Source organism: Mycoplasma testudinis ATCC 43263 (genome assembly GCF_000687795.1).
Classification (GTDB): domain Bacteria; phylum Bacillota_I; class Bacilli_A; order Mycoplasmatales; family Mycoplasmoidaceae; genus Mycoplasmoides; species Mycoplasmoides testudinis.
This window is the reverse complement of record NZ_JHXT01000001.1, coordinates 107,515-117,958: the sequence shown is the minus strand read 5'-3', so window position 1 is coordinate 117,958 and position 10,444 is coordinate 107,515. Positions and strand designations below refer to the sequence as shown.

The 10,444-nt window shown below is 30.2% G+C and carries 7 protein-coding genes and 1 pseudogene; 6 read left to right on the top strand and 2 right to left on the bottom strand.

The window, feature by feature from the left end:
* Nucleotides 1-480 precede the first annotated feature (480 nt).
* Nucleotides 481-1,650, top strand: coding sequence for a hypothetical protein (locus T384_RS0100495; RefSeq protein WP_027119393.1), 1,170 nt, complete (start codon nucleotides 481-483; stop codon nucleotides 1,648-1,650).
* Nucleotides 1,651-1,653: 3 nt separating this feature from the next.
* Nucleotides 1,654-2,388, top strand: coding sequence for a hypothetical protein (locus T384_RS0100490; protein WP_027119392.1), 735 nt, complete (start codon nucleotides 1,654-1,656; stop codon nucleotides 2,386-2,388).
* 130 nt (nucleotides 2,389-2,518) lie between these two features.
* On the opposite strand, the gene T384_RS0100485 is transcribed toward T384_RS0100490, so the two are convergent.
* Nucleotides 2,519-2,734: a hypothetical protein gene (locus T384_RS0100485; protein ID WP_027119391.1), complete on the bottom strand. Its 216-nt coding sequence runs from the start codon at nucleotides 2,732-2,734 to the stop codon at nucleotides 2,519-2,521.
* Nucleotides 2,735-2,972: 238 nt separating this feature from the next.
* Here T384_RS0100485 and leuS point away from each other — a divergent pair, with 238 nt between their 5' ends.
* Nucleotides 2,973-5,402 carry a leucine--tRNA ligase gene (gene leuS / locus T384_RS0100480; RefSeq protein ID WP_027119390.1) on the top strand — a complete coding sequence of 810 codons (2,430 nt, stop codon included), beginning with the start codon at nucleotides 2,973-2,975 and terminating at the stop codon, nucleotides 5,400-5,402.
* A 151-nt stretch (nucleotides 5,403-5,553) separates the two neighbouring features.
* On the opposite strand, the gene T384_RS0100475 is transcribed toward leuS, so the two are convergent.
* Nucleotides 5,554-6,123 (bottom strand): hypothetical protein, encoded by a 570-nt coding sequence (locus tag T384_RS0100475; protein WP_156933093.1) that lies wholly within the window; start codon nucleotides 6,121-6,123, stop codon nucleotides 5,554-5,556.
* 606 nt (nucleotides 6,124-6,729) lie between these two features.
* Between T384_RS0100475 and cypl the strand changes: the two genes are divergently transcribed.
* The 3 genes and pseudogenes from cypl to T384_RS0100460 all read left to right on the top strand — a co-directional run bounded on the left by cypl (nucleotide 6,730) and on the right by T384_RS0100460 (nucleotide 10,436).
* Complete coding sequence (gene cypl, locus T384_RS0100470) at nucleotides 6,730-7,926, top strand: ABC transporter thiamine pyrophosphate-binding lipoprotein p37/Cypl (protein ID WP_027119388.1); 1,197 nt, start codon at nucleotides 6,730-6,732, stop codon at nucleotides 7,924-7,926.
* Between the two features lie 16 nt (nucleotides 7,927-7,942).
* Nucleotides 7,943-8,482: pseudogene (locus tag T384_RS0100465) on the top strand (ATP-binding cassette domain-containing protein); the annotation flags it as partial.
* 196 nt (nucleotides 8,483-8,678) lie between these two features.
* Nucleotides 8,679-10,436 carry a PhnE/PtxC family ABC transporter permease gene (locus T384_RS0100460; RefSeq protein ID WP_027119386.1) on the top strand — a complete coding sequence of 586 codons (1,758 nt, stop codon included), beginning with the start codon at nucleotides 8,679-8,681 and terminating at the stop codon, nucleotides 10,434-10,436.
* Nucleotides 10,437-10,444: the final 8 nt, after the last annotated feature.

Below are 10,444 nucleotides of genomic sequence, written 5' to 3'. Positions count from 1 at the left end.
GGTCCTTGATCTTCGTTTTGAATTTTAGTTATATTGAATTCATCGAGATTTATAAAGTCGCTAATAAGTTCGTTTGCGTCTTCTTTAAATTTCAGGATTGATTTATTATTAAGATATTTTTTAAAAATGTAAAATTGCATCGTACTAACCTTTCATTTTTTTTGAACAAATTAATGATAGTACAAATTCCTTTGATTGGCAACAATCAAGGGATTTTTTTGTGTACTTTTTGTACCTTAAACGTCAAAAAATAGGTGATTGAGTAATTCTGATTGCCAGAATTTTCCTCTACCACCTATTTTTTTTATGAAATCTGGCGTGAGCCATCGCCACGAATATTCATATATTTTGGTAGAATAATACCTATATCATTTCTTGATAACAAAAGGAAATTAGATATTATTATATATAAAATACAAATTGTATAGGAGTTTTAAACATGAACAAACTACTTCAATCTTGAGGTTTAAACTCTTTATAATGCTTTTTACCAAAAAAGTAAAGCCTGATAAAAAAGAATCGCATTCGATTTTCAGTCATAAAATTAAAAGACGATCAAAGCGTTTTGTTAGTATGACTGTTGTTGGATCTTTAGCGGGTGTTATTGTTATTGGTGCAATTCCTGCTGTCTATTTTCAAATTGTTACAACCAAGAGCGAAAATAATGATTTTTCATCAGCGCTAGCGAGCATCACGCCCCAACAGGGAAAATACGCTCGTCAAACCACATCACAAGATTTTGTTAAAGCTAACCCACAAGCAGCATCATTAATGCGGACTTTTCCTGATGTAATCCGAACTTTTGATGATGGTAAACCAAATGATGACCCAAGTCATGCTGTGATCACTAATGGAATTACAGAATTTGACAAGCAAGCCAAACAGGTAGATCCAAACTACTTAGATAGTTCAACTTCTTTTAACACATATTTCAAGCAAAGCCTTTCAACAAAAAGTGGTTCAGCTGATGAACAAACCCAAATTGCTAATAATTTTTATGCTGCGGTTTTAGCCTTTGCGGGCTTATATGATAATTTTGCACAAACAGTAAAAAACAATGTTAATAAATTAGTAGGTTTAATTCCAGCAGTTACACAAGTTGCAGGTGGTGCGGACGGACAAATTTCGAATTTCACAATTTCACTTACTAATGTCTGATATGTAAACGAACAGAATTTCAATTTTGATGTAAATTATGTTTTGAAGTTTCGAGCAGTGACTGATAGACTCGGAACTGTCAACGGTACTGTTACCATTGACTTAAAAGCATTGCAAGGTTCTAATCTTGTTCTAGTTCATCAAAATTCATTGGTTGGAAATTATTTGACGCCGTTGGAAATTGACTTAACTTCTTTAGTTTTATCTGATAAATCATTTCCAGTTCGAGTATATACTAATTTACCACCACCATATGGTGCAGACCAAACACCTGAACGGTTTTTCCATAGTTCATTAAAATACGATTGGAATAATGATGCCAATGAGTTTCAAAAACCAACATTAATTCAACCGTTGGATTTCACAAACCCTTTGTATGCAACATTAAAAGACCCTTCAGCATCGTCTGGTTTAATCGATGCTACTGGCAATTGAATGTTTAGTATTATTCTCAATTATTTGCGTTCATCATTTGATACGATCAGGAGTTAATGTATGAGTCATATTTTTAATTCATCCCTAATTGATAAAAAACAAGATGAAGATTTAAGTGAACTTATGAGTTCTTCTAAATCGTCGTGAGATGAAATTCTTGAAAACGACCAGGACCAAGATCAAGATCAAAAACAAAGTCCGTCTTCTACTGGACCGTTTGTCTCTAGTCTTAATAAACCCAATGAAGATTCAAATTCTCAAAATAATTTATCAAACAATGTTGCTGACAACCTAAAAATTGTTTTTGAATATGAAAAAAATAATGATTATGAAAAAATCTCTGGATTTAAGATTAAATGATTTTATTTTATTCCAATTGTTGGCTTAGTTATAGCTATTTTTAAAATCAATAAGGTTTTCAAGAATTTATCACTTGGCTTATCTAGAAAATGTTTTACTTCCAACGGAACTTTTTTAATTTCGGTAATTGGGATTATTTTATTAGCTTTAATGGCAGCAACACTAGCATCTTTTATGGTCGCCACTTATTATTTGGTTTTGTTTAATTCTTTAAATACGTTTAGTGATGTAATTGTTTTTGTTGGATATGTTGTTTTAATTGCTGTTTTATGATTCCTAATTATTAATTACTTTTTAGTTTTCTTTTTCTTCTTTTACGTTTTGAGAAAGACTAAAAAAAATTATTTTGGATTTATCGCTAAAACCATCATTGATTTAGATTGAAATAATTATGACAAAGTCATGGAAACTATTCGAAACGATCGATTTGAATAAACTATTGAACTAAAAAATAAGCAAAAACAAAATCCCAGGCATTACCCTAATTTATAAGGTAATTACCTGGGATTTTAACTAAAATTTGATTTAGTTACTTACTTACATTTGTTAAAGTTACGTAGACAGTTTAATAATTTATTTTGTATTCGTTTTTATTTGCAGTTTTGTGGTTTGGATTTCATACTTTAATTTTGTAAAGAATGAATAACCCTGCAGGGATAACAATAGCACTTGCGATTCAAGCATATTGACAAAGCGTGAATGTAACAAACAAGGACGCGATCCCAAAAAGAATTAGACCAGCGGCTGCGATTGCGGCAACGATTCGTTTTTGTTTAGACATTAATTAATTCCTTTGAGTAAAGTTTTTTTATTTTAAGTTAACGTTATTAATTGACTTCATTTAGTATTTTCTATGAAGTTTTAATAACGTGCAAATTCCAGATGATTTCGGTAAGACATATAGTTTCCTTAAAATATTCTCAAATTTATTCTATCTTATATTTATAATTTTTCATTAGGAAAATTTAAAAATCTTTTTCAAAAGTAAAACTTTTATTAAATGATATAGGTAATAATTGATGTACAACCATAACGAAATTGAAAAAAAATGAATTCAAAACTGACAAGTTAATAAAACGAACAAATTTTATAATGATGCTTCTAAACCGAAGTTTTATGTTTTAGATATGTTCCCGTATCCTTCAGGTAGCGGATTGCACGTGGGCCATGTAAAAGGATATACCGCAACCGATATTTTAAGTCGCTACAAAAAAGCTTGCGGTTTCAATGTCTTACACCCAATTGGTTTTGATGCATTTGGTTTGCCGGCCGAACAATATGCAATTAAAACAGGAAACCATCCAGAAATTTTTACTTTACAAAATATTGCGGTTTATGAAAAACAAATGACAATGTTGGGTTTTGATTATGATTTTGATTTAAAAGTTGTTACAAGTGATGCTTCATATTACCAATGAACCCAATGAATTTTTAGTCAGATTTTCAAGCATGGCTTAGCGGAAGTAAAAGACATCAATGTTAACTGATGTGAACAATTGGGAACAGTTCTGTCAAATGAAGAAGTTGTTTATAATGATCAAAACCAACCCGTTAGTGAGCGCGGTGGCTTTCCTGTTGTGCATAAAAAAATGCGGCAATGAGTTTTGAAAATTACTCACTATGCTGATAAATTAATTGACGGTTTAAACGAAATTAATTGAAGTAACTCTATCAAAACAATGCAACGGGAATGAATTGGTAAAACAACTGGTGTCACTTTAGATTTTGCAATTGAAAATTCTAATGATAAATTAAGTGTCTTTACAACAAGAGCTGATACTTTATATGGCGTTTCTTATTTGGTAGTAGCGCCTGAAAATGAATTTGTCACTCAATTATTAAGTAAATCAGCTAATTCCGAAATTCAAAAATATATTGATGGAGTTTTACAAAAAAGTGATTTGCAACGAAAAGAATCAAAATCTAAATCTGGAATCTTTAGTGGCGTATACGCGCTTCATCCACTTACTAAAAAGAAACTTCCAATTTGAATTGCAGAATATGTTTTAAACAATTTTGGAACAGGAATAGTAATGGGCGTTCCCGCTCATGATGATCGTGATTTTGAATTCGCACAAACTAACCATTTACCAATCATTAACGTTATTGAAAACGATTTTAATTTAAATAAAGCGTACACTGGTGATGGAAAGCATTTGAATTCAGAATTCATTAATGGTTTGAATAATGATGCAGCCAATGAAAAAATGTTGAGTTATTTAGTACAAAATAAAATTGGAAAAACAATGGTTGTATACCGCTTACAAGACTGAATTTTTAGTCGTCAACGTTATTGAGGCGAACCGTTCCCAATTTTGTTTGATAATAACAATAAAGCGTTTTTAGTAGAAGATTTGCCACTGGTTTTACCTCCGCTTCAAAATTATGCTCCTAATAAAGATGGTTTAGCACCATTAGCTAATGCTAAAGAATGAATTGATGTTGTGATTAATAACCAACATTTTAAACGGGAAACAAATACAATGCCAAATTGAGCGGGATCGTGCTGATATTACCTTGGCTACCTTATGAAAATTGGCGCTGCTACTGCAACTTATTGACCAATCAATAGTCCTCAAGCTCAAGAAATGTTTAAACGTTTTTTACCTGTTGATGTTTATGTTGGTGGCCAAGAACATGCGGTTTTACACTTATTATATGCGCGTTTTTGACACCGTTTCTTGTATGACATCAAAGTGGTTCCGACTTCTGAACCTTTTATGCATTTAATTAACCAAGGGATGATTTTAGGCCCAGATGGAACAAAAATGTCAAAATCAACTGGTAATGTTGTTAACCCTAATGAAATTGTGGCTTCACATGGTGCGGATGCGCTGCGGTTGTATGAAACCTTTATGGGTCCAATTGCAGCTTCGCTGCCTTGAAATACCGGCGGATTGAATGGCTCAAGAAAATGATTAGATCGTGTTTATAATTTATATCAATCTGTAAAAATTACAGACGATGAAAAGTTAATGTCTAAAGACTTTACAATCGCATATCATCAATTTGTTAAAGAAGTCTGTGAACATTTAGAACGCTACGAAAACAATTTAGTTGTAAGTGCTATGATGGTTTTTATTAATCATTGCTATAAACAAGAAATTATTTACAAAAATTATTTACAAAACTTTTTAGTTATTTTAAGTTTTATTTGCCCTTTTATTGCTGAAGAGCTTAATGAAAAAGTTTTAAATAATAAGAAGAGTATTTCAGTTTTTGAAATGCCTAAATATGATGCAAAATACTTAATTCAAACCGAACAAACCATTCGTTGCATGATTAACGGGAAGTTTCGTGGTGTGGCGACTTTCGCTTTAGATGCACAACAACAAGAAATTGAAGAATATTTTAGATCAAGTCCTAAAACTGCCAATTTTTTAAAAGACAAAAAAATTAAAGAAATTAAGTATATTCCCAATAAAGTTATTACTTTTATTGTGGAATAAAATTTTATTAGTTATTTATTTCGGCGCGTGTGGTTTTATATTTGAGATTTAGTTTATTAAATTGTTTTATGTTAAATATGGCATATGAAAAATGGTATTCATAATGACTAGATTTTGTTAATGGTAAGTAGGCAAAATTTAAAGCAAAAAATTAGCTTTCCTTATTTTTTCGATATTTAATTAATCAGGTTAAAGCTTTGGAAAATCTTTTATCATAAGAGTCATCAAGCAATTTTATTAGTTGCCCAAAACTAAAAGTTGGTTTATCGGTTTTTGCTTGCGGATTTCAACGTAGTCCTGCCTTAAAATCTTCAAGTTTTCCCATTGACTTTTCTTCTTTTGAAGAAAAATATTTTTTATATTTTTCTAGTTTTTCAACACTGAGTTCATAAACGTTGTCTTCTTTAATACAATTATTCAGATAATCCAAGGTAAAAATTGTTTGCAGTACATCAGCTCCAATTTTTGTGGCAAGTTTTGGATTTTTATCACAGCATGATTCAGCAAGCATTTGCTCATGTAATTGTTCAAGTGATAAATTGACTGCGCCTTTGTTGATTTCAATTTGTCTTGTTCTTTCCAGTGCTATATTTATTAATTTCAAGGACTGTTCAATCAATCAGTGAAAAAAATCAGTTTTTTGAGTGATTTGCGAATCTGATACAGCATTTGTTTCATAGTAACTTTTTAATAAGTCTTCTATTTCCAGTCGTTTCATCATAAAACCTTTCTTTATCTAAAACTTGCAAATAAACAGCATATAGGTTTTTAAATTTTTTTGTCGTATGTCACAATTATTTTTTTATCTTATTGGCTGTTTAATTATTTAATACTATAGCTACAAGTCTAAAATATAAAATTATCTTTTTTTGTATGGTTGGATTATCCATTTTTATATTTTTTTTCACAATTTTATTGATCCGGATTTGTGGATTTATGGTCACCAATAAAATTTTAGATACTCACGTATTTTGGTTGTTTCTCATTGTTTGTTAAAAGATAATAAAAAACAAAAACAAAAAAATTATTTAGCTAGAAATTTAAAAAGAGAAATTATTTGCTTGACTACGGTTATCGTTTTATCCATTTATTTCTTGCCAGTTGTTTTTTTATCAACGCGAATGTTGCTTTTTATCCTATTGTTCTAAGTTTACTCTTTTTTTGATTTTTTAATTATAATGGAAGCATATGTTAAGGCAGAGGTATCGCTCAAGATTATTGAGTGGTTGAGAAAAACTCTTATTAGCTGATCAAGTTCATACTTGCGTAGTTAGTTCTTAAGTCAATCAAATCCTTTGCCTAGATTTATAAAGGAAAAAAATAATCTATGGCAAATAAAAACATATTTTCAAAAGGGAAGAAACTTTTCTTTTCTTTTTTTGTTGTTGCATTCGGTTTAACTGTCCCTGTTATCGTTTCGGCGTGCGGTGGATCTCAAGGCTCAGATAATTCATTTAAGATGGATATGGATGGATCATGATGAATTCAAAAGACAGACTCACAAGCTGTCGAAAATTATCAAAAACTGTTTAATCAAACTTTTGATGAAATTAAAAATTCTGATCAAAAATACAAAGGTGTTGAAGGTGTTAACTTGAAGATTAACCCAAATGTAAGCGATTCAGTTACCAAACTAACAAATGTCATGACTGGAAAGTCTGATTTTAGTTTTGTTAACATGGCAACCGTTAGTTCTCCTGACGCCCAAACTAATAAGAATTTTTTTGAACCTTACATTCAAACTCTTACACAAAGTTGAACTTATGATTCTAACGAAACTTATTTTGATCAAGATCAAGGAAAGAGTTTAATGACAATAGGTCAAAAAGCCACTGATGCATTTAATAAAACTCCATACCAGTCATGAGATAGCGATAAGGAATGAGATGGTGCTAAATATAAAAAGTTTTATGGCGAAAAACTGGTTCGGTTTTATCGCGGTATGATTATGATTTACGGAAATCCTACTGAATTAGCAAATATTAAAAAAGCATGGACAGATAAGGATTGAAAAACATTTAGTAATTTTGGTATTCTTCACGATAAAACATCTTCGGCAGGTGGTTATTTGTTAGAACAAGCACTAATTCGCAAGCAGTTTGGTTTTGATGCTTCTTGATCATTGATTGATAATTTATTGCCTGCAAAATCTGAGCAGAAATCCCATGGCGGATATTTAATTGGCCAAGATCCAAATTTTAGAATTGCGTTTGATGATGAAGGGTCGTGAGCATGACAAAAAAATGGCGATCCATCTTATTTCAATCCGAAAGATGCAGAAGCTAAAATAGAGGTTTTATCAGTGACCGACCCGTTGTTTTATGACTATGGAATTTTTAACAGTAAATTTAAAGATCAACCCTTATTTAAGGAATTGATTTTAAAAACATTTCAAAATTTATCGCAAAAAACAACTGACCAAAATATTGTTGACGGTTTAGGTTTTTATTCTGGATATAATGGTTACGATCTGTCCATGAAATATAACGAAATCGTTAGCGCGTATAATAAATCGATCAATTAAATTATTGTTTTAGTTTATGAATATCCTTGAGTTTTCACACGCTAGTTTGAGTTATAAAAAACATTCGTCTCTTGTATTAAGAGATATAAATTTGACGTTTGAATCGTCAAAAATGGTGGCAATTATTGGCTCTTCTGGTGCTGGAAAATCATCTTTATTTAAAAGCCTTGCAAGAATTTTAACAATCCAAAATGGCCAGATTACTTACAATAATAAAAGTATTGATTCGATGTCATTTCTAGCATTTAAGAAATTTATTTTAAAAGTTGGTTTTTTACATCAAAAACCTAATTTAGTACCTACCGAAACCGTTTTTACAAACTTGAAAAGAGATTATTATTTTGAAAAAAATAGGATTTTGAACTACTTTAAATTTATTTCACCTAAATTATTAGATAAATTCTACGATACTTTGAAAGAATTAAAAATTGAAAATTATTTATTTCATCAAATTAAAGATTTATCTGGAGGTGAACAGCAGCGAGTTGAAATCTGTAAGTTACTATTAAAAAATCCGGAAATTATTCTTGCTGACGAACCGACTAGCAGCTTAGACCAAAAAACAAGTCAATTAACTTTAAAACTGTTAAAGGATACAACTTTAAAACTGAAAACTATTACGTTAGTAAACATTCATTCTTTAGACTTATTAATGCCACAGTATTTTGACTATGTAGTTGCCATTAAAGATTGTCAAATATTGTTTTTCAAACCTATTGAACAATTAGAAAAAAAAGAGATTGCAAAAGTTTATGAATAAGATTTATAAAGTTAAACGAAAACAATCTAATTGGTTTTTTAATTGGTATGTTAATTCTGATAATCAAATAACTAAAAAACAATTGAGAATAGAATGAAAAGTATTTATTTTAATTGTTGTTTTAAGTATTAGTATTTACTTACTAATATTTAGTAGTTATACATATACAAATAACGGTTTTTTCTTTTTTAACCAAAAACTAAAAGAGTTATTTGGTTTTAACCAAAATTCTTCACTTGGCTTTGGTCGAAATTTAGTAACTACATCTTTTAATTTATTATGACAAACCATCAAAATTACAGTCACCGGAACTGTTTTTGGAGTTGGTTTAGCTTTACTTTCGGCATACTTTGCCGCTAAACGGCTGAAAAATTTTTGGTATGGTTTACCTATCCGTTTAGGTGTTTTATTTTTACGGGCTTTTCCTACCATCATTTTTACTTTACTTTTTACAAGATCATATAGCGCAGACTTGAGTGGAATTTTAATCATGTTTTGGTTTACGTGATTGTGATTACATAAGTACTATGTAGAGATTTTTGAAAACCTCGATCTAAGTTTTTATTATGCTCAAAAAGCCGCAGGACATAATTTTTTTTTGGCATTCAAAAATGAAGTTTATTTTCGGATTAAAGACCGGATTATTAGTTTATTTTTTTATAGTTTTGAATCAAACATTCGTTGGGTTAGTTTGCTTGCTGCAGTTGGTGTCCCCGGGATCGGGCAATTAGTTTATATTCCCGTGAGTACAGGATTAGTATCTTGAGATCAAGTGAGTATTCCTTTGTTTATTTTAATTGGGTTTAGTTTATTGCTTGAGTTTTTTAGTGTTATCTTAAATAAATACTTATTAGTTCAACCATCTAAAAGAATCGGCAACAAACGTCTTTATTTTCAGCAATTTCGCTGGCGTAATTTTGTTCTATATTTCATTGCTCTATTATTTTTAATTATTTTAATTTATGAATTAGTAACCACCCAATTTCGGATTGACCCAACAACTTCATTTGCTAATGCTTTTAGTAGTCTTTTTGTTTTAAATTGGGTTCAAGCATATTCATGAAATAATGCTTCTGCAGTTTTTCAAGTTTTTATTGTATTTCAACAAGCCCTTTCAATTATTTTATTTGTCAGTATTTTCGGTTTTGTTTTTGCAGTCTTGCAAAACGAAAAGATAAACAATATTATTTTTTCTTTTTTTATTAAAACGTGTTTGACAATTTTACGCGTACTTCCAAGTATTTTGTTTTTTCGATTAATTAACTTCATTGTAGTTAATCCAGTCAGTGCCGTCATTATTACGTTAACGATTACAAGTATAGCAAGTGTTTCCAAACAGATGTCATTAGCCATTAACACAATGGATTTTTCAGTTTATCATCAGTACAAATTAGAACGGAAAAATTATTTATGAATTGTCATTAATTATATTTACCCTGCAATCCAAAAAGATCGGATTAGCTTATTAAGTTTTGAATTTGAAAATATTTTAAGAGATGTAATCTTTTTTGGAATTTTTGGATCTAGCGCACTAGGAAATACAATCCAAGTTTTATTTGATCGTAGATTGTATGCGGACGTTGCAAATTATATGTGACCTGCGGTATTTTTAATTATTGTTGTGGATTTATCATCAGCCGCAGTTCGGGAATGAGATTTAAATAATTTTCTGGATAAATTGAAAACAGTAAAAGACAACTTGAAAAATAAATGAAATTTATGTCGCTTAAACAAAAAAGGCAAAGAATAGATATTAGC